This is a genomic window from Acinetobacter sp. UNC436CL71CviS28 (assembly GCF_000620525.1).
GTDB lineage: Bacteria > Pseudomonadota > Gammaproteobacteria > Pseudomonadales > Moraxellaceae > Acinetobacter > Acinetobacter radioresistens.
Genome location: NZ_JIBB01000038.1, coordinates 1 through 19,595, shown reverse-complemented (window position 1 = coordinate 19,595; position 19,595 = coordinate 1). Strand labels below are relative to the sequence as shown.

Annotated in this window: 18 protein-coding genes; 12 read left to right on the top strand and 6 right to left on the bottom strand. The window is 45.0% G+C overall.

Going from position 1 to position 19,595, the window contains the following annotated elements; translation table 11 throughout:
• Positions 1-15: 15 nt before the first annotated feature.
• Positions 16-1,056, bottom strand: coding sequence for a rod shape-determining protein (locus tag N518_RS0112435; protein WP_005015988.1), 1,041 nt, complete (start codon positions 1,054-1,056; stop codon positions 16-18).
• A gap of 130 nt (positions 1,057-1,186) precedes the next feature.
• On the opposite strand from N518_RS0112435, the gene gatC reads away from it, so the two are divergent.
• Genes gatC through gatB form a run of 3 tightly spaced genes read left to right on the top strand, consistent with a single transcriptional unit; the run spans position 1,187 to position 4,506 of the window.
• Entirely contained in the window at positions 1,187-1,501 is a 315-nt protein-coding gene (gene gatC, locus N518_RS0112430; protein WP_005015990.1) for an Asp-tRNA(Asn)/Glu-tRNA(Gln) amidotransferase subunit GatC, read from the top strand.
• A 51-nt stretch (positions 1,502-1,552) separates the two neighbouring features.
• Positions 1,553-3,031 (top strand): Asp-tRNA(Asn)/Glu-tRNA(Gln) amidotransferase subunit GatA, encoded by a 1,479-nt coding sequence (gene gatA / locus N518_RS0112425; protein ID WP_005024882.1) that lies wholly within the window; start codon positions 1,553-1,555, stop codon positions 3,029-3,031.
• Positions 3,031-4,506, top strand: coding sequence for an Asp-tRNA(Asn)/Glu-tRNA(Gln) amidotransferase subunit GatB (gene gatB, locus N518_RS0112420; protein WP_005024879.1), 1,476 nt, complete (start codon positions 3,031-3,033; stop codon positions 4,504-4,506). Before gatA ends, gatB begins: the two co-directional genes overlap by 1 nt.
• Positions 4,507-4,591: 85 nt before the next feature.
• Here the strand turns inward: gatB and N518_RS0112415 are convergent, their stop codons facing one another.
• Positions 4,592-5,233 carry a restriction endonuclease gene (locus tag N518_RS0112415; protein WP_005024877.1) on the bottom strand — a complete coding sequence of 214 codons (642 nt, stop codon included), beginning with the start codon at positions 5,231-5,233 and terminating at the stop codon, positions 4,592-4,594.
• A gap of 594 nt (positions 5,234-5,827) precedes the next feature.
• Here N518_RS0112415 and N518_RS0112410 point away from each other — a divergent pair.
• On the top strand, positions 5,828-6,052 hold the full coding sequence (locus N518_RS0112410) for a hypothetical protein (RefSeq protein WP_005024875.1): 225 nt from the start codon (positions 5,828-5,830) through the stop codon (positions 6,050-6,052).
• Between the two features lie 109 nt (positions 6,053-6,161).
• Complete coding sequence (gene yddG, locus N518_RS0112405) at positions 6,162-7,097, top strand: aromatic amino acid DMT transporter YddG (RefSeq protein WP_005024874.1); 936 nt, start codon at positions 6,162-6,164, stop codon at positions 7,095-7,097.
• Positions 7,098-7,139: 42 nt separating this feature from the next.
• Here the strand turns inward: yddG and N518_RS0112400 are convergent, their stop codons facing one another.
• From N518_RS0112400 to N518_RS0112385, 4 genes are all read right to left on the bottom strand, one after another.
• Complete coding sequence (locus N518_RS0112400; RefSeq protein ID WP_005024872.1) at positions 7,140-7,634, bottom strand: hypothetical protein; 495 nt, start codon at positions 7,632-7,634, stop codon at positions 7,140-7,142.
• Positions 7,635-7,927: 293 nt separating this feature from the next.
• The gene (sbmA, locus tag N518_RS0112395; protein ID WP_005406986.1) at positions 7,928-9,127 is read right to left on the bottom strand and encodes a peptide antibiotic transporter SbmA; all 1,200 of its coding nucleotides are present in this window, start codon (positions 9,125-9,127) and stop codon (positions 7,928-7,930) included.
• 225 nt (positions 9,128-9,352) lie between these two features.
• Positions 9,353-11,038, bottom strand: a complete 1,686-nt coding sequence (locus N518_RS0112390; protein WP_005406912.1) for an AMP-binding protein — start codon at positions 11,036-11,038, stop codon at positions 9,353-9,355.
• 152 nt (positions 11,039-11,190) lie between these two features.
• The gene (locus N518_RS0112385; RefSeq protein WP_005404936.1) at positions 11,191-11,823 is read right to left on the bottom strand and encodes a TetR/AcrR family transcriptional regulator; all 633 of its coding nucleotides are present in this window, start codon (positions 11,821-11,823) and stop codon (positions 11,191-11,193) included.
• Between the two features lie 153 nt (positions 11,824-11,976).
• Here N518_RS0112385 and N518_RS0112380 point away from each other — a divergent pair, with 153 nt between their 5' ends.
• From N518_RS0112380 to N518_RS0112350, 7 genes are all read left to right on the top strand, one after another.
• Positions 11,977-13,149: an isovaleryl-CoA dehydrogenase gene (locus N518_RS0112380; protein ID WP_026444347.1), complete on the top strand. Its 1,173-nt coding sequence runs from the start codon at positions 11,977-11,979 to the stop codon at positions 13,147-13,149.
• A 33-nt stretch (positions 13,150-13,182) separates the two neighbouring features.
• Positions 13,183-14,790 (top strand): carboxyl transferase domain-containing protein, encoded by a 1,608-nt coding sequence (locus N518_RS0112375; protein ID WP_005024864.1) that lies wholly within the window; start codon positions 13,183-13,185, stop codon positions 14,788-14,790.
• Positions 14,791-14,799: 9 nt separating this feature from the next.
• Positions 14,800-15,591, top strand: a complete 792-nt coding sequence (locus N518_RS0112370) for an enoyl-CoA hydratase-related protein (RefSeq protein WP_005406937.1) — start codon at positions 14,800-14,802, stop codon at positions 15,589-15,591.
• Between the two features lie 41 nt (positions 15,592-15,632).
• Positions 15,633-17,624, top strand: a complete 1,992-nt coding sequence (locus tag N518_RS0112365; RefSeq protein ID WP_017400966.1) for an acetyl/propionyl/methylcrotonyl-CoA carboxylase subunit alpha — start codon at positions 15,633-15,635, stop codon at positions 17,622-17,624.
• Positions 17,621-18,526, top strand: coding sequence for a hydroxymethylglutaryl-CoA lyase (locus N518_RS0112360; protein WP_005024857.1), 906 nt, complete (start codon positions 17,621-17,623; stop codon positions 18,524-18,526). The genes N518_RS0112365 and N518_RS0112360 overlap by 4 nt, the downstream gene beginning before the upstream one ends.
• A gap of 29 nt (positions 18,527-18,555) precedes the next feature.
• On the top strand, positions 18,556-19,263 hold the full coding sequence (locus N518_RS0112355; RefSeq protein ID WP_026444346.1) for a CoA transferase subunit A: 708 nt from the start codon (positions 18,556-18,558) through the stop codon (positions 19,261-19,263).
• 2 nt (positions 19,264-19,265) lie between these two features.
• Positions 19,266-19,595 (top strand): succinyl-CoA--3-ketoacid-CoA transferase (locus tag N518_RS0112350; RefSeq protein ID WP_026444345.1); only part of this gene is annotated, 330 nt, incomplete at its 3' end.

The following is a 19,595-nucleotide window of genomic DNA, read 5'->3' as shown; positions in this document are numbered from 1 at the left end:
CGCCTGGTTCCTAACTTAACCTACAAACAGCATGTCATGATTCGGGTTATCGAAGAATTCGAGTACCTTACCGCCACCGCGAGTCACACAGGTCAGTGGATCTTCTGCAACCATAACAGGCAGTCCGGTTTCCTGAGCCAGCAGTTTGTCCAGATTACGCAGCAATGCACCACCGCCTGTAAGCACAATTCCGCGCTCGGCAATATCAGAGGACAGCTCTGGTGGAGTCTGTTCGAGTGCCGATTTCACTGCACTGACAATATTGGAAAGCGGATCAGCAATCGCCTGAGTAATTTCATCAGAGGTTACAGTAATTGAACGGGGAACGCCTTCAGCCAGGTTACGGCCACGCACTTCGATTTCAAGTGTTGTACCGTCTCCGATCGCCATACCCACTTCTTTCTTGATCAGTTCGGCAGTTGTTTCACCAATCACGCAACCATGTGCTTTACGCACATAATTAATGATCTGCTCATCAAAAACATCACCGCCAATACGTAAAGAATCTGCGTACACACACCCCTGTAGGGAAATAATCGCAATTTCAGTGGTACCACCACCAACATCAACCACCATAGAACCGCATGCCTGCTCAACCGGCATACCTGCACCGATTGCAGCCGCCATCGGCTCTTCAATCAGGCGGACATCACGCGCACCTGCATTAAATACCGCTTCACGGATAGCACGACGCTCAACCAGTGTCGATTTGCATGGTACACACACCACAACACGTGGTGCAGGTGGAAACAGGCGCTTCTCATGGACTTTGCCAATGAACTGGTTCAGCATGGTCTCAGTTACTTCAAAGTCGGCAATTACGCCATCTTTCATCGGACGTATGGCAGAAATATTTGCCGGGGTACGTCCAAGCATCTGTTTCGCATCCAGGCCTACGGCGGCAACAATTTTCTGTGAACCACTGTGACGGATCGCGACAACTGTCGGTTCATTCAGAATGATGCCCCGCCCTGGTGCATAAATAAGTGTATTTGCTGTACCTAAATCAATGGCTAGATCCGGCGAAAACAAGCCAATTAGTCGTTTTAGAATCACGGGTCGTTCTCAGTTAAACTTTATGTGGACGCAAGGTGGCAACTTTAACTAAATGTAGTGCGTTGAACAAGTCAATCGCTTATTATAACGCACGATATTTTGAATTTTTTAATACTGATTAGGTGATGGTATGTCTACACCGGATGCTCAGCATTCTGCAGATTTAAATGCACAAACAGTTTCAGCAATCGCCAATCTTGCACGTCTTTCGCTCAATGATACGCAATCTGCTGAATATGCTCAAAGTCTAAATAAAATTTTAGGCATGATGGATACCTTAAAAGCAATCGATACTGAGGGTGTTGAACCGCTAAAAAGTCCATTTGATCACCCTCAGCCATTACGTCAGGATGTTGTGACTGAAACCAATCATCGTGAAGAATATCAGGCAGTTGCCCCAGCTACTGAAGCGGGCCTGTATCTGGTTCCACGTGTAATTGAATAATTATCTGGTCAACTTCTGTACTTCAAAACTGAACCTAAAAGAATTTAACTCATGACTGATTTACATCGTTTATCGATTCGTGAACTTGCCGAAGGCTTAAAAACAGCCCAGTTTTCCTCGCGCGAATTGACTCAGCACTATTTAAACCGTATTGAAAAAATTGATGCGCAGGTTAACAGCTATGTCACTGTAACTGCCGAACAGGCACTGGCTCAAGCTGATGCTGCTGATGCTGCGATTAAAACCGGTACCGCAACTGTACTTACTGGCGTACCTATCGCACATAAAGATATTTTCTGTACTCAAGGTATTAAAACCACTGCCGGCTCTAAAATGCTGGACAACTTTATTTCCCCTTATGATGCTACCGTAGTTGCCAAGGGCAAATCAGCTGGTCTGGTCACACTGGGTAAAGTGAATATGGATGAATTCGCTATGGGTTCAACCTCCGAGAATTCATTTTACGGCGCGACCAAAAACCCGTGGAATTTAAGCTGTGTGCCGGGTGGATCATCGGGCGGATCGGCAGCGGCTGTGGCAGCAGATCTTGCTCCGTTTGCCACCGGCACCGATACCGGTGGTTCAATTCGTCAGCCTGCATCTTTTTGTGGTCTTACCGGTCTGAAACCTACCTATGGCCGTGTATCCCGTTTCGGAATGATTGCCTATGCCTCGTCACTGGATCAAGGTGGCCCGATGGCACGTTCTGCTGAAGACTGCGCTTATTTGATGAATGTCATGGCCGGCCATGATGAAAAAGACTCGACCTCCATGAATCAGGAAGTCGACGATTATGTAGCCAACTTGAATACAGCTTCTGTTAAAGGTTTACGTATTGGTATTCCTAAGCAGTATTTTCAGGTTGATGGGTTGAATGCTGAAGTAAAAGCGCGTGTTGAAGAGTCATTGAAAAAGCTCGAAGAAATGGGCGCGATTCTGGTTGAAATTGACCTGAACATGACTGAGGCTTACGTTCCGACTTATTATCTGATTGCTCCGGCCGAGGCCTCATCCAACCTGTCACGTTATGACGGCGTGCGTTATGGTTATCGCTGTGAAAATCCGATGGACTTGATGGATCTTTACAAACGTTCGCGTTCGGAAGGTTTTGGTACAGAAGTCCAGCGCCGGATCCTGATTGGAACCTATGCCCTGTCAGCCGGTTATTATGATGCTTACTACGTGAAAGCCCAGAAAGTTCGTCGCCTGATTCAGCAGGATTTTCTGAAAGCCTTTGAACAGGTCGATGTCATTGCGGCTCCAAGCGCACCGACTACTGCCTATCAACTGGGTGCTGCACAAGATACGGTAGCCATGTATCTGGGCGATATCTATACCCTTGCGGTCAACCTTGCCGGTCTGCCAGCTATTAATGCGCCAATTGGTTTCGATGCCAACCAGCTGCCTGTAGGCCTGCAACTGATTGGTAATTACTGGTCTGAGTCACAACTGCTGTCTGTAGTACACCAGTATCAGCAGGTAACCGACTGGCACACCCAACGTGCGGCAATTGCTGAGGAGAACGCATAATGGCTAAGAACACTGCTAAACCAAAATCTAACCTGATTGATGGTTGGGAAGTCGTTATTGGGATCGAGATTCACACTCAGCTTGCGACCAAATCTAAAATTTTCTCAGGTTCATCGACTGAATTCGGTCAAGACCCAAACACTCAAGCCAGCCTGGTTGATCTGGCCATGCCGGGCGTATTGCCAGTACTCAACAAAGAAGTGGTGGATTTAGCGATTCGCTTTGGTTTGGGTATTGATGCCTACATCGACCAAGCTTCTGTGTTTGCACGTAAAAACTACTTTTATCCGGATTCTCCAAAAGGCTACCAGATTAGCCAGATGGACAATCCGATTGTGGGCTTGGGTCATATTGACATTCAACTTGAAGATGGTACGGTTAAACGTATTGGCGTGACGCGTGCGCACCTTGAGGAAGATGCTGGTAAATCAATCCATGACCAGTTTGAAGGCATGTCAGGCATTGACTTGAACCGTGCAGGTACGCCACTTTTAGAGATCGTATCTGAACCGGATATGCGTTCTGTTGAAGAAGCCGTTGCCTACATTAAAGCGATTCACACGCTAGTGCGTTGGTTAGGGATCTCTGACGGTAACATGGCTGAGGGTTCGTTCCGTGCTGACTGTAACGTGTCTTTACGTCGTCCGGGTCAACCTTTCGGTACACGTTGTGAGCTGAAAAACCTCAACTCCTTCCGTTTCATTGAACAAGCGATTAACGTGGAAATTGAACGTCAAATGGAAATCCTTGAATGGGATGGCACCATTGAACAAGAAACACGTTTATTCGACCCTGTGAAGATGGAAACGCGTTCAATGCGTTCTAAAGAAGAAGCGAACGATTACCGCTACTTCCCTGACCCAGACTTGTTGCCTGTCATCATTGCTGACGAGCAAATCGAAGCGATTAAATCGACCATGCCTGAGCTGCCTGCTGCACGTCGTGCGCGTTTTGTAGCGGACTTTGGTGTGACTGAGTACGATGCGCACGTATTAACGCTTACGCGTGAAATGTCAGAATTCTACGAAGACGTCGTTAAGGCTGCTGGTGGCGCTGCACAAGGTAAGATTGCGGCGAACTGGGTGATGGGCGAATTCTCAGGTGCTTTAAATAAAGCTGGCTTAGAATTGGCTGATTCTCCTGTATCGGCTGAGAAATTGGGCTGTATGGTTGCACGTATTGTCGACAACACGATTAACGGTAAGATCGCGAAACAAGTGTTCGGCTTTATGTGGGAAGAAGGCAAAACTGCGGACGAGATTATTGCGGAAAAAGGCTTGAAACAGGAAACTGATACAGGCGCGATTGAAGCGATTATTAAGGAAGTTCTTACTGCCAACGAGAAGATGGTTGACGAGTATAAATCTGGTAAAGAGAAAGCCTTTAACGGTCTTGTTGGTCAAGTGATGAAAGCAGCGAAAGGTAAAGCGAACCCTGCGCAAGTCAATGAGTTGATGAAGAAATTGATTGGTTGAGGCTGATTGATTTTGGAATAGAAGACCCGCTTTAGAGCGGGTTTTTTTATTCAATATAAGTAGTGTTTAAAAGGGCCTCAGAGGTTTATGAAACATGTCGCCTACTTCTTCTTATAATATCTTTCAATGATTCTATGCCTTGTAAGAAAGTGAATAAATGACTCGACTCTAGAAGCAAAAGTGTTGTTCTTCTACCTGATGCTTCCTTAATAGCTTGGGAAGAATAACCAGACATCGAAACAAAGATGCCCATTGTGTTGTCAGCCATTTTATCAATTTTAGCTTTAAAACTATCAATGACTTCTGAACCAGTTTGGTTTTTCGTAAACTTTAATTCAACTAAATAAGTAGTCCCATCTATCGTTAATGAGCCATCTATCTGCCGACCATCTACTTTATATGGTGTCCTAGATTGAATATCAGAATAGTCTAAGGCTTCATAAAACCATTTTTCAAAATCATAACCACCTTGTTGAGTACCAACGAATGGCAGCAGGCTATAAAGTTGCTGTTGTAAACTTTCCCTATCAACAAGTGATTTTCTAATTTCATTTTGGATTTCTTTAACGTTATCTTTTGTCTTTTGCTTTTCTTGCTCTGATTTAAGATCGTCTAATTTCTGATTTATATAAGATCTTAACTCTACAACAGACTTATGCGCTTGCTGTATTTTTAAATCTGAATCCTCCCATCCACGAAGATCAGGAAAAGTTCTTTGTTCAGACAATTCATAAGCCCATTTAAGTACAACAGATTTACCTTTCTGATTTTTTGATAAGGCAGTAAATAGTCTATCTAAAAATTCACGTTTTGATTCTCCATCTCCCCAACTTGAAATTATATGTTCACTTATACCTGTATTTCTTAAAAAATTCTTTAAGGTCTGTTTTCTCCAAAAAGATCTTAATAATGCTTCGTATACAAGTAAAACTAAACGTGCATTAACCTCAAGTTCAGCAATCCCTATTATAAATTTTGCCTCTTTTTATTGATCACCTTTTAGATTAAATTATAACCCATAAAATAATGAAAATTTAAAACTGAGGGAAAGCATTATCATTTAATTTTCATAAATTTAATCCAAGCACTTCACACCAAAAACAACATGACCATTAAAAAGTATCATCTATCGCCAAACTCGAAGACTTAGGAGACGCCTAGCTCCCTCACCCCTTGCGCAGCAGTGCTGCTCATCCCAGTGGGAGAGGGAATGTCATTTGATTAATTTGATACGCGAAGTTCCCTCTCCTTTCTTAAAGGAGAGGGTTAGGGAGAGGATTATTTTTATGCTATAAAACAAAAAAGTCGCAGAAAAACAAAAATGACACCTGAACTCTTACTCACCATCATTCAAATTGCCATTGGCATATTTATAGCAGTGATCATCATTTTGCTGATGATTCCAAAAAGCCGTAAATGGATCGCTGAAATGCAACCTACACCCCACAGAAAACAACGTAGCGAAGACTTTGTCTTTGGAATGGATTTTATTCTCTACCCGATTTACTGGTTGATTAAACTCATCATCGGGATATTCAAATCATAAAGCTATTCTTAACGGAAATTTAAAATCTGCTCAAAAAATGCCACTTTTCCCATATTGGAAATTGATTAATTAGAATAGAATCTGCGCATTCTCCCATCCCCCCATTACCATGTCCAAAAACCTCGCTACCCTGATTGGCTTCAGTGCTATTTTACAGTGGTCGTCTATCGTGGGTTTACTGAAAAAAGTTAGTGCAAATATCGGTGCAGATTTAGCTGTGCTATTTATGTATAGCTTAAGTGCGGTACTACTGTTTGCCCTGTTTCGTATTCCTAACTTAAAACAAATTCCGCGTAAGTACCTCTTTGGGGCAACAGCATTATTTGTAGTGTATGAAATCTGCTTTTCCTACGCCATTGCCCTTGCCCAAAACGCACAACAAGCCATTGAAATCAGCCTAGTCAATTACCTGTGGCCGAGTATGACCATCTTGATGCTGATTCTATTTAAAGAACTGAACTTCAATAAGTGGGTGATTTTAGGTTTAGGGATTAGCCTTGCAGGCGTGTTCTATATTCAAACTGGGAATGGTGCGATTGATCTTGCTACGGTGATTAGCCATATGCAAAGTAATCCGCTCAGTTATGGACTAGCATTTGTAGGCGCAAGTTTATGGTCACTGTATTGTGTGATGACTAAAAAATACAGTCAGGGACATAACCCGATTAGCCTCTTTTTTATTGCCACCAGTCTAGTGCTGTGGCTCAAAATGCTCGTACTACATCCTGAGCAATTTGTACACATCGTTCAGATCGATGCCACAACATTGATGTATATGCTGATGGTCTCTACCGTGACAGGTTTAGGTTATGCCGCATGGAATATTGGCATTAACCGAGGCAATATCACCATGCTGGTCACGCTGTCTTATTTCAGCCCAATATTTTCATCCATCATGTCGATGTGGATTTTACAAACACCTCTATCGAAAACCTTTTGGCTTGGGGCAATCATGGTGACTTTGGGTTCTTTTGTGTGCTGGATTTCGACCAATTGGCATGAGCTTAAACAACGTTTTATCACGATGCGGTTAAGACAAACTTGAACCGCAGCTTTTTACTTATACAACTTATTTTTATCCGAGATTTTAACGGGTAACACCCAACTTATTCCAAAGATCCGGCGTCAAGAAAGTTGTTACCAGCTTATTCAAATCTACATATTTCAGAACACCATTAAGCTGCTGTTTAATTTCAGGCGTTTTAAGAATTTCTTCACCTGTAATACTGCCTAACTCTTGAAAACTATCTCCCACCGCCTGCAAACCTTCAGTCTGAATCACTGCTTTGGTCTGTGCCGAACATTGCTCTACCAGTATGCGTTGCAGCACAGTGGCCAGATTCTTATCTAATGCTTCCTTTTGTGTCGCAGTCACATTACTAAAGGCCTTTAAGTCGGGATGATTACCCAATGCCACAAAGGTCCATTGCAGAACTACGGTTTTATCGGTGGCGGTGGTCGATTTCATCAAACAGTTACTGAGCTGATCCACCGTTGGGCCAGCCAATGCAATCTGAGAGGCCCCTAGTAAGGTTGCCCCTATAAAAAGTCCGCGAAACTTGCTCAAGGATATAAGCGCCATAGTATTTCCCTGCTTTTTAATATTTGGCCAATTATATAAAACCGTTTATTTGTAGCATACTGGCTGCTGGCTTACCTATTATGACTGTGTAAATAGGTGCATTAGAAAGTTTATAGCGAAACCATGAAGATAATGTTCCAAAGACATCAAAAGTTTGTAATCCCTTAATAATAAGCGGAATACTGTAGCGTAATAACAGACTACGGCTTACGGTCAGTAAAACCGGTATATAAGGAATTGACCAGATTTTTTATATTGAAAAACCCGCCGAGGCGGGTGGAGTAAAAGCAGCTTTAATCATCTAATACGGCTTCAAAGGTCTTGAGACGTTTATAGATCGATAACAGCTCGATAATCGTTTTCCAGGACATAATCAGATACTGAAATGATTCACGGACTTTATCGAAAACATTACCAATCTGGTTGATCAGGCCCAAAGTCATCTTGCCGGCTGCAATAGCAGGGAAAAGCACGACCAGACTGTAGAGGATATCAAGCTGGCGGTACCAGGTTGCCACCAGATTAAAATAGGCGTAATGAAAATATAAACGGAAATAGTTCTGGCGTACGCGGGAAAACAGCTCTTTTAAGGTTGCCGGCTGGGCTCGGTCTGCATAGTCTTCACCATATACCAGCTCTTTACGGTAAGCTGCCTCAACTTTCTGGTTATTAAACTCAAGGCCCGGTAACTTGACACCCACCACCATGAGCAGAACCGTACCAAAGATAGCCCAGACAATGGCTGCCCAGACCAGTGAGTGTTCTACCTGCCCCACCAGCGGCAATTCCGGTACATGCCGGGAGAGCTCAAATAGGATTGGCAGGAATGCAACCAGAACCATAACCGCTTTAATCAGCTCGACCCCTAAATCTTCCATAATAGTGGCAAAACGCATGGTGTCCTCCTGAACCCGCTGTGATGCTCCTTCAACATGACGTAACCGGTCCCAATGCGCGGTATAGTATTCATTCATTGCGGTACGCCAACGAAAGATATAATGACTGGTAAAGAAAGCATTAATGACCATAATAGTCACTGCTACCATGGCAATATATAAAAAGGTCAAGGTACCCATATACAGGTCACGGATATTACCGCCACCGCTACTCAGCATTCGCTGAATTAAATCCCAGAATGGCCCATACCAGGCATTAATGGCTACACTGACCTGTACGCTAAACCAGATATTAAACAGAATAAATGCCGAGCCCCATACCGACCAGCGCTGCCAGGGATGATTTGCTTTAAATCGCCAAAAAATGGCAAAGATCGCAGTAGCTATGAAGAACCACAAATAAAACCAGAGAAATGCCGGAGACCAGAACCGGCTAACCCCAATGGGCAGTTCAGCCTGAGCATAATCTGATGGAAAGCCCAGCCAGCTTCCCCATTCCCGTCCGCCTGCTACATACCAGAGTAGCAGGTTGACCATGAACCAGAACAGCAATGACAGAAAAAATACTTTGGGTTGTGGAAAAAAAGATTTAAACATGCAACCTGTGATTCCTTTTATTTTTTATCAACGGCATTGAACTGATAAATTACACGTGTGGCTGGCCAAGTACCAGTCTCTTGATGAATGCACCGGTCATTTTTGGTTCATTGTTTTTCTATAGCAGGTTTCCAGCACTTTTTCTTTGACTGTCAGCATCAGTATTTAAGATACCAAATTACAAAAAGCAGAGCGATTGCCCTGCTTTTTTATAAGTTTATCAAGTTAGGAAACTTTTAAATTGAGTTCCTGTTGCATCATTTCACGGATTTTATATTTCTGGGCTTTGCCTGAAGCCGTTAAAGGAAAAGCTGTTACAAACCGGATATAACGCGGCACTTTCTGGTGCGAGATATGTTCCTTGCAGTACTGTCGGATAATTTCTTCACTGGTATTACTATGCGGATGCAGAATAATACAGGCGCAAAGTTCCTCACCATATTTCTGGTCAGGTACACCTACAACCTGTACATCAGACACATCGGGATGAGTATATAAAAAATCCTCTATTTCTTTAGGGAACAGGTTTTCCCCTCCCCGAATGACAACATCTTTAATACGGCCCTTAATCTGGATAAAGCCCTGCTGGTCCATTTCCGCCAGATCTCCGGTATGCATCCAGCCAGTCTGATCAATCACTTCTTTAGTTTTTTCTTCATCTTCCCAATAGCCCAGCATGACTGAATAGCCCCGGGTACATAGCTGGCCAAGTTTGCCGCGCGGTACAATCTTGCCGTTACGGTCGATAATCTTGATTTCTACGTGCGGATGTATGCGTCCCACTGTATTGACCCGGGTTTCAATCGGGTCATCTACCATACTCTGGGCACTTACCGGCGAGGTTTCAGTCATGCCATAGCATATGGTCACTTGTGACATATGCATACGGTCGATCACACGCTGCATAATCTCACGCGGACACGGACTGCCCGCCATAATTCCGGTACGCAGGCTGCTCAGGTCAAACTCGTTAAACTGCTCATGTTCCAGCATGGCAATAAACATGGTAGGCACACCGTAAGCAGCCGTACATTTTTCCTGCTCAATAGCTTTTAAACTGCTAAGTGGATTAAACACATCACATGGATAGACCATTGCAGAACCATGAGTTACACAGGCCAGATTTCCCATGACCATACCGAAACAGTGAAATAGTGGTACCGAAATACATACCCTGTCCTGCGGGGTAAGTAAAATTCGTTCACCAACAAAATAGCCATTATTCAGAATATTGTTATGGGTCAGCATGGTCCCTTTGGGGTTACCGGTAGTACCAGATGTAAACTGGATATTAATAGTTTCATCGAATTGTAATTCCTGACCGATATTTTGCAGCGCCTGCAACTGCTCTGAGGTAGGTGAAGTCAGTAAATCATCGAAACAGTGGAAAGCAGGATGAGCCTGATCATCAATTTTAATCAGATGTTTTAAATGCGGCAGTCGCTGTAATGACAGTTCACGGCTTTGAGTTTCATGCAGCTCAGGAACAATCTTGAGTAAAATTTCCTTAAAGTTACTTGTTTTGCACTGTACTGCCATAATCAGGCCAACACAGGACACCTTATTGAGCACATATTCAAGTTCATGACTGCGATAAGATGGATTCAGGTTGACCAGAATGATACCTGCCTTAGCCGTGGCAAACTGTGCAATGGTCCATTCCACACAGTTTGGTGCCCAGATTGCAAGGCGATCACCTTTTTTTAGTCCCAGCTCAAGCAGATTACAGGCAAATGCATCAACCAGTGTTCTCAATTCTGCATAACTGATGCGACGATTTTGGTGAACCGAGACAACGGCATCCTGTGCAGCATATTGCGCACATGCCTGATCAAATTTCTGTCCAATGGTCATGCCCAGTAAAGGTTGCTCACTTGCACCAGATGCATAACTTAATTGTGTATCTGTCATTGAATCCTACTCCTTGATTCATTGTCATTGTGTTTTTCAGATTGTTATTAGGGGTCGATACATGACCCCGGTTTTCATTGTGTTTTACGTATTGTTATGTGCAATTCTTTGTTCAGTTCTTTCTTATCCATACAACAGGCATGTTTTAGGTGTTAATTTTCTCCTTGTACCGGTTGAGGTGCACGAACGACTGCCTGCAGACAGAACTCAGCTACATAACGGACAAAGTCCTGCTTATCAAACTTTTTACGGCGAGCCGGGTCAATCGGCTCGACTACAGCAAAAGTCATGGCACCAACAATACACAGGGCTGCAGTATTGACATCGTCAAAACTGAAATCTCCACTTTCCTGCCCTTCTTTCAAAATATCAATAATGGCATTCTTGATTAGCTGCTTAACCCGTACACGCTCAATTTCGATAGCCACATCGACTGGTTCGAAGATGAGTGAATAAGCCAGCTGCGGTCCGGTAAGTGCGCGTTTTACAAAGGCTGTAACGGCCTTAAACAGTTTTTCTTTTGGCGGCAGGTCTTCCCGGTAGATGGACTCAAGAATGCGAATTTCCTGCATGGCAGCGTCGGTCAGGACTTCCACCAGTAACTGGTTTTTTGAATTAAAGTAACGGTAGACCAGACCGCTTGAAATACCGGCCAGTTCTGCAATGGCATTAATCTGGGCATCTTTAAATCCCCCACGAGCAGTCAGGTCACGTGTAGCCTGTAAAATGGCCAGCCGGTTCTGTGCCATCCGTTCTTCCATCAAAGAAGATCTTTTATAGTTCATAAGAAAAATATTATTTACTTCACGCCTTAAAATGAATTATAAATCATTTTATGAATAAAGGTTCACTTTTTTAAAAAATAATTGTATTGTGAACTCAGGTCACAACAAATATAGCTGCGAAATAACAAATACAGTTCTACAGGATGGTAGAGAATGAATTTACAAACAATTGATTTTGGAATAGATAATACCCTAAAGGCCCTACAGGAATCGGTTCAGAACTTTGCCAAAAAGGAAGTGGCGCCTCTTGCGGCCAAGGCCGATCAGGATAATCTGTTTCCAGCGCAACTCTGGAAAAAAATGGGTGACATGGGCCTGTTGGGCATGACCGTCTCTGAAGAGTACGGCGGCAGTAATATGGGTTATCTGGCACACATTCTGGTCATGGAAGAAATCTCGCGGGCCAGTGCATCTATTGGCCTGTCTTATGGTGCGCATTCTAACCTCTGTATCAACCAGATTCACCGTCATGGTACTGAAGCACAGAAACAGCGTTACCTTCCAAAACTGGTATCTGGTGAATATGTAGGAGCGCTGGCAATGTCTGAACCGAATGCCGGTTCGGACGTGGTAAGTATGACACTTCGTGCTGACCAGAAAGGCGACCGCTATGTATTAAATGGTTCAAAAATGTGGATCACCAATGGCGGTGATGCTGACGTATTGGTGGTCTATGCCAAAACCGATCTGCAGGCAGGTGCCAAAGGCATGACGGCCTTCTTAATTGAAAAAGACATGAAAGGCTTTAGTCATGGCCACCACCTGGACAAACTGGGGATGCGCGGCTCTAACACTTACCCTCTGTTTTTTGATGACTGTGAAGTACCTGCCGAGAATGTACTGGGTGGAGTGGGTAACGGTGTCAAGGTACTCATGAGTGGACTTGATTATGAACGTGCTGTACTAAGCGGCGGCCCACTTGGCATTATGGATGCCTGTCTGGATATTGTAATGCCCTACCTGCATGAACGTAAGCAGTTCGGTCAGGCACTAGGCGAGTTCCAGTTAATGCAAGGCAAAATTGCCGACATGTATTCGACCTGGCTGGCCTGCAAGGCTCTAGTATACAGCGTAGGTCAAGCCTGTGACCGTGCAGATCATGGCCGTGCTCTGCGTAAAGATGCAGCGAGCGCCATTTTATATTCAGCTGAAAAAGCCACTTGGATGGCCGGTGAAGCAATTCAGACTTTAGGTGGTAATGGTTATATCAATGACTTTGCTACAGGGCGTTTATGGCGCGATGCCAAACTGTATGAGATCGGTGCCGGCACTTCAGAAATCCGACGCATGCTGATTGGCCGTGAGCTGTTCAACGAAACAGCCTGATCCCTTTAACCTTAATGCACAAGGATGACTGCCATGAACCAGATTGCAATCAAGATGAATAGCCGTAGTGAAGAATTCAAACAGAATAAGCAGGCTATGCAGGAACTGGTCGATGACCTAAACCAGCTGGCTGCCAAAATCCAGTTGGGTGGTGGAGAAAAGGCCCGAGAAAAACATCTGGCCCGGGGTAAACTGCTACCACGTCAGCGTATTGAGCGCCTTCTAGATACAGGCAGCCCTTTTCTGGAAATTGGCCAGCTGGCTGCCTATGGCTTGTATGACAATGATGTACCTTCTGCTGGTGTAATTGCCGGTATTGGTCAGGTGCATGATGTACAGTGCATGATTATTGCCAATGACGCCACAGTTAAAGGTGGTACCTATTATCCGCTTACAGTCAAAAAACACCTTCGGGCCCAGGAAATTGCCGAGCAGAACCGGCTGCCCTGCATCTATCTGGTAGACTCGGGAGGAGCTTTCCTGCCACTCCAGGATGAAGTATTTCCAGACCGCGACCATTTTGGCCGGATTTTCTATAATCAGGCACAGATGTCTGCCAAAGGCATTCCGCAAATTGCAGTGGTCATGGGCAGCTGTACCGCAGGGGGTGCCTATGTACCGGCCATGTCGGATGAAACTATTATTGTGCGTAATCAGGGTACAATTTTTCTGGGTGGCCCGCCACTGGTCAAGGCAGCCACAGGCGAAGTGGTTACTAGCGAAGATCTCGGCGGTGGCGATGTCCATACCCGTCTTTCCGGTGTTGCCGACCATCTGGCTGAAAATGATCTGCATGCACTTGGAATCGCCCGCAGGATTGTAGCCAACCTGAACTGGAAAAAAGCAGCACAGCTTCAGCTAAAAGAGATTGAATCACCATTATTTGATGCCGAAGAGCTATATGGCATTATTCCGAGTGACAGCCGCAAACCTTTTGATGTACGGGAAATCATTGCACGAATTGTTGATGGTTCACGCTTCGATGAATTCAAGGCACGGTTTGGAACTACGCTTATTACAGGCTTCGCTCATCTGTATGGTATGCCAGTTGGAATTATTGCCAATAATGGCATTCTCTTTTCCGAATCTGCCCAGAAAGGCGCGCATTTTATTGAACTGTGTACACAACGCAAAATTCCACTGCTATTCATTCAGAATATTACCGGCTTTATGGTTGGCCGCCAGTATGAAAATGAAGGAATTGCCAAACATGGTGCCAAACTGGTCATGGCAGTTGCTACAGCCAAAGTTCCTAAAATCACGCTGGTAATCGGCGGCTCGTTTGGGGCCGGAAACTATGGCATGTGTGGCCGCGCATATTCACCACGTTTTATGTGGACATGGCCTAATTCACGTATATCGGTCATGGGTGGCGAGCAGGCTGCTAGTGTTCTTGCCACTTTACGCCGCGATGCCATTGAGAGCAAAGGCGAAAACTGGACTGCCGAGCAGGAAGACGAGTTCAAAAATCCGATTCGACAACAGTACGAGCGCCAGGGCCATCCTTATTATGCCTCTGCCCGACTGTGGGATGACGGGGTAATTGATCCTGCACAAAGCCGTCAGGTACTTGCACTCAGTTTGTCCGCGGCCTTGAATGCTCCAATTGAAGAAACCCATTTTGGCGTATTTCGCATGTAGGAGAGATTCATGAAGCATTTTGAACTGATTGAAATTGAAGAGCAGCCTAATGGAGCCACCTATGTCTGGCTAAACCGTCCAGAACTGCACAATGCCTTTAATGCACAATTAATTGCCGAGCTCAGCCAGTGTTTTGATGCGCTAGAGCAAAACGTGAATACTCGTGTGGTAATACTGGCAGGCCGCGGCAAAAATTTCTCTGCTGGCGCAGACCTGAACTGGATGAAAGCAGCCCGTCATTTTAGTAGTGAAGAGAACCAGCAGGATGCCATGAAGCTGGCCACCATGCTGCATAAACTGGCTCATCTTAGACAGCCCACCATTGCCCGTGTGCATGGTGCAGCACTAGGAGGCGGGTTAGGCCTGGCCTCGGCCTGTGATATATGTATTGCCAGCGAAAAAGCAATGTTTGCAACCTCTGAAGTACGTTTGGGACTGGCTCCCTCTACCATCAGTCCCTATGTAATTCGGGCTATTGGTGCGCGTCAGGCTTCACGTTACTTTTTAACTGCTGAGCGGCTTTCAGCACAGCAGGCTAAAGCCATCGGTCTGGCTCATGAAGTCTATAGTGCCGAAGCACTGGATACAGGCATTCAACAAATAATTGAACAGCTGCTATTAGGTAGCCCGCAGGCACAAACGGCCTCCAAACAACTGATCGACACTGTAGCCGAACAGGAACTGACTCCTGAACTTATGCAGCAGACCGCAACTCATATCGCAAGATTACGGCTGGGCGAAGAGGCACAAGAAGGCCTGAGTGCCTTTTTGGAAAAACGTACACCACACTGGTGCGCTTAAGGCTATTTTCCACAAAATCATAAAAAGCAGGATAAAGGATTATGTTTAAGAAAATTTTAATTGCGAACCGTGGTGAAATTGCCTGTCGTGTCATCCGTACTGCCAAGGAACTCGGCATTCAAACTGTTGCGGTTTATTCTGAAGCTGATGCCGAGGCACAGCATGTTAAACAGGCAGATGAAGCCATCTGTATTGGTCGTGCTCCAGCCAGTGAAAGTTACCTGCAAATTGAACGGATTATAGAAGCAGCACTGCTAACCGGTGCAGAAGCGGTCCATCCGGGTTATGGCTTTTTATCTGAAAATGATGATTTTGCACTAGCCTGCCAGCAAAATGGTATCGAATTTATTGGGCCGCCGGTGGAAGCAATCCGGGCAATGGGTCTAAAAGCTACCTCTAAAGCACTCATGGAAAAGGCCGGTGTGCCGTTGACACCAGGTTATCATGGCAAAAATCAGGAGCCGGATTTTTTAAAACAGCAGGCCGATGCGATTGGCTACCCGGTGCTGATTAAAGCCAGTGCAGGTGGTGGCGGTAAAGGCATGCGTCTGGTGGAACGCAGTGAAGACTTCTTAAGTTCTCTGACCTCCTGCAAGAGCGAAGCTCGATCAAGTTTTGGTAATGAAGATGTATTAATTGAACGTTATGTCACGCGCCCAAGACACATTGAGGTTCAGGTTTTTGGTGACAAGCATGGCAATTATGTTCATCTGTTTGAGCGTGACTGTTCAGTACAGCGCCGTCACCAGAAGGTTCTGGAGGAAGCCCCTGCTCCGCTGATGCCAGAAGAAAAACTTGAGGCCATGCGCCAGGCTGCGATTGACGCCGCACGCGCTGTCAACTACGTAGGTGCCGGTACAGTCGAATTTATTGTCGAGCAGGATGGTACAGCTTATTTTATGGAAATGAATACTCGCCTGCAGGTCGAACATCCGGTGACTGAAATGATTACCGGACAGGATCTGGTCGAGTGGCAGCTACGGGTTGCCTATGGTGAGCCTCTACCTAAAGCTCAGGCAGATCTTTCTATTCAAGGTCATGCCTTGGAAGCTCGGATTTATGCAGAAGATCCAGATAATGGCTTTTTACCCTCGATTGGTAAAATTCATTTTCTGCAATACCTACAGCAGAATGCACATGTGCGGGTAGATAGCGGCATTATTCAGGGCGACAGCATCAGCAGCTTTTATGACCCGATGATTGCCAAGCTGATTGTCTGGGGCAAAACCCGTCAGGATGCACTGCGCCAGATGCAGTATGCCTTGCAAAACTTTTATATTCAGGGTGTGGGTAATAATGTAGCTTTCCTGCACCGTCTGGTGGGAACTGGATCATTTAGCCAGCCAAACTTAGATACTGGACTGATCGAGCGTGAAAATATCCAGCTGTTCAGTTCAAAGCCTGAGATTAAACCATCTCTACTGGCACAAGCTGCTGTCCTCCATCTGCTTCAGCAGACGTTAAAGCACTCCCTGCCGCATGATCCTTGGCAACAGCCTAACTTCTGGCGATTGAACCAGCAGGCTAAAACCCATGTTCAGTTACGCCATCAGCAGGAAATTTATGATATTGAACTGGCTATCTTAAAACAGGGCTATCTGGTCAAGGTCTATAATCAAGATTTTAAAATTTCTGGCGAACTGACTGCATCTAATACAGCCCATCTCCAGATAGATAATCATCAACATAAGCTATGCTTTGTAAAGTGTGACTCAAGTCTGGTGCTCTTTGAACAGGCACAACCCTATGAGTTTGAAATTATTGATCCGTATGCCCATGTAGAAGGTGAGGCTGAAGAAGCAGGTAATCTTAAGGCACCTATGCCAGGCATTATTACTCAGGTACTGGTAGAGCAGTTTGCTCAGGTCAAAAAAGATGAACCGCTCATGACACTGGAAGCTATGAAAATTGAATATACCATCCGGGCACCACAGGACGGTATCATTAACAATCTGTTCTTCCAGTCGGGTGATCAGGTCGCTGCCGGTGATGAATTGCTAGATTTCTGTATTGAAGCGGAGGCCTCTGCATGAATGAAAGTATCAGGATTGTTGAAGTCGGTGCACGTGATGGCCTGCAAAATGAAAAAAGTGTGATCACTTTTCAGCAGCGTTACGAGTTTCTTACTCGCCTGATGGCAACGGGGATTAAAGCGATAGAAGTGGGCTCTTGTGTATCGGCAAAGTGGGTTCCACAAATGGCTAACAGTGATGAACTTTATGCACAGCTCCCGAAACAGGATGATATTTCACTGAGTCTGCTAACTCCTAATTTGAAAGGTTTTGAAGCCGCCCTTCAGGTGAAGTGTCAGGAAATTGCAGTTTTTACGGCAGCCTCAGAAAGCTTCACTCAGAAAAATATTAATTGTTCGATTCAGGAGAGCCTTGAACGTTTTCAAGATATTATACAACAGGCCAAACAGCATAATATTCGGGTGCGTGGTTATGTATCGTGTATGGTGGACTGCCCTTACGAGGGTGCAATTTCCCCTCAGAAAGTTGCAGAAGTTGCAAAGACTTTATATGACATGGGCTGTTATGAAGTATCGTTAGGTGAAACTATTGGAACCGCTACACCGTTAAGGGTTCGCGCAGTCTGGAAAGAATGCTTTGAACTCCTGCCAAAAGAAGCTCTAGCTGGGCACTTTCATGACACTTATGGCATGGCAATTACTAATATCTATGAGTCGATTCAGCAAGGAATCCGTAGCTTTGATTCTTCAATCTCAGGACTTGGTGGCTGTCCTTATGCCAAAGGTGCTTCAGGTAATGTTGCAACTGAAGATGTCTATTATCTGGTTAGCCAGATGGGTTTTGATACGGGTATACAGCTCGAAAAACTGATGGCAGCCGCAGACTATATTGCAGAGGTATTGCATCGGCCTAATCCGTCTAAATTTGCACAGGCCTATAAACAAAAACTTTGCACAGTATAAAGTCTATAAAAAATTAAGGATGAGGTCCTATGAATAATAAAGTTTATCCCTCAGCATCCGATGCGTTAAAAGATATTGTACAGGATGGTCAACAGATTGCTGTAGGCGGATTCGGCCTATGTGGTATTCCTGAGGCTCTGATTTCAGCTCTAAAAGAAACCGGAGTAAAAGACCTGACCTGTATTTCCAATAATGCAGGAGTAGATGACTTCGGCTTAGGAAAGCTTCTGACTACCCGTCAGATCAAGAAAATGATTTCATCCTATGTTGGAGAAAATAAAGAATTCGAGCGTCAATACCTGAGTGGTGAACTTGAAGTTGAACTTACCCCTCAAGGTACGCTGGCCGAAAAACTGCGGGCCGGCGGTGCTGGTATTCCCGCTTTTTTTACCCAGACCGGCGTAGGCACTCTCATTGCTGAAGGGAAGGAAGAGCGAGAGTTCAACGGCAAAACCTATATTCTGGAAGAATCACTGACAGCCGATATATCGCTGGTTAAAGCCTATAAAGCCGACAAAGCCGGAAATCTGGTCTTTCGCAAAACTGCACAGAACTTTAATCCGGTCTGTGCCATGGCCGGAAAAATTACTGTGGCTGAAGTTGAACAGATTGTCGAGATTGGTGAGCTGGATCCGGATGCTATTCACCTGCCGGGAATCTATGTTAACCGTATTGTACTCAATGCCACACCTGAAAAACGGATTGAACAGATGACACTGAAAACGGCGGAGGGATAAATATGGTTTGGTCACGTAATGAAATGGCACAGCGTGCCGCACAGGAGCTTGAAGACGGATTTTATGTCAACCTGGGTATTGGATTGCCGACCCTGGTCGCCAACTATATTCCAGAACAGGTCAATGTCTGGCTCCAGTCTGAAAACGGTTTACTGGGGATTGGGGAGTTTCCGACTGAAGAAACGGTGGATGCTGATCTGATCAATGCGGGTAAGCAGACCGTAACAGCCCGGCCCGGCGCTGCATTTTTCTCAAGTGCTGAATCCTTTGCCATGATTCGTGGTGGACACGTCAATATTGCGATTTTAGGGGCAATGGAAGTTTCCGAACAG

Coding starts and splice junctions, on each gene's coding strand:
- gatC (WP_005015990.1), top strand. CDS start 1,187: ATGTCTACACCGGATGCTCAGCATTCTGCAGATTTAAATGCACAAACA.
- gatA (WP_005024882.1), top strand. CDS start 1,553: ATGACTGATTTACATCGTTTATCGATTCGTGAACTTGCCGAAGGCTTA.
- gatB (WP_005024879.1), top strand. CDS start 3,031: ATGGCTAAGAACACTGCTAAACCAAAATCTAACCTGATTGATGGTTGG.
- N518_RS0112410 (WP_005024875.1), top strand. CDS start 5,828: ATGACACCTGAACTCTTACTCACCATCATTCAAATTGCCATTGGCATA.
- yddG (WP_005024874.1), top strand. CDS start 6,162: ATGTCCAAAAACCTCGCTACCCTGATTGGCTTCAGTGCTATTTTACAG.
- N518_RS0112400 (WP_005024872.1), bottom strand. CDS start 7,634: ATGGCGCTTATATCCTTGAGCAAGTTTCGCGGACTTTTTATAGGGGCA.
- sbmA (WP_005406986.1), bottom strand. CDS start 9,127: ATGTTTAAATCTTTTTTTCCACAACCCAAAGTATTTTTTCTGTCATTG.
- N518_RS0112390 (WP_005406912.1), bottom strand. CDS start 11,038: ATGACAGATACACAATTAAGTTATGCATCTGGTGCAAGTGAGCAACCT.
- N518_RS0112385 (WP_005404936.1), bottom strand. CDS start 11,823: ATGAACTATAAAAGATCTTCTTTGATGGAAGAACGGATGGCACAGAAC.
- N518_RS0112380 (WP_026444347.1), top strand. CDS start 11,977: ATGAATTTACAAACAATTGATTTTGGAATAGATAATACCCTAAAGGCC.
- N518_RS0112375 (WP_005024864.1), top strand. CDS start 13,183: ATGAACCAGATTGCAATCAAGATGAATAGCCGTAGTGAAGAATTCAAA.
- N518_RS0112370 (WP_005406937.1), top strand. CDS start 14,800: ATGAAGCATTTTGAACTGATTGAAATTGAAGAGCAGCCTAATGGAGCC.
- N518_RS0112365 (WP_017400966.1), top strand. CDS start 15,633: ATGTTTAAGAAAATTTTAATTGCGAACCGTGGTGAAATTGCCTGTCGT.
- N518_RS0112360 (WP_005024857.1), top strand. CDS start 17,621: ATGAATGAAAGTATCAGGATTGTTGAAGTCGGTGCACGTGATGGCCTG.
- N518_RS0112355 (WP_026444346.1), top strand. CDS start 18,556: ATGAATAATAAAGTTTATCCCTCAGCATCCGATGCGTTAAAAGATATT.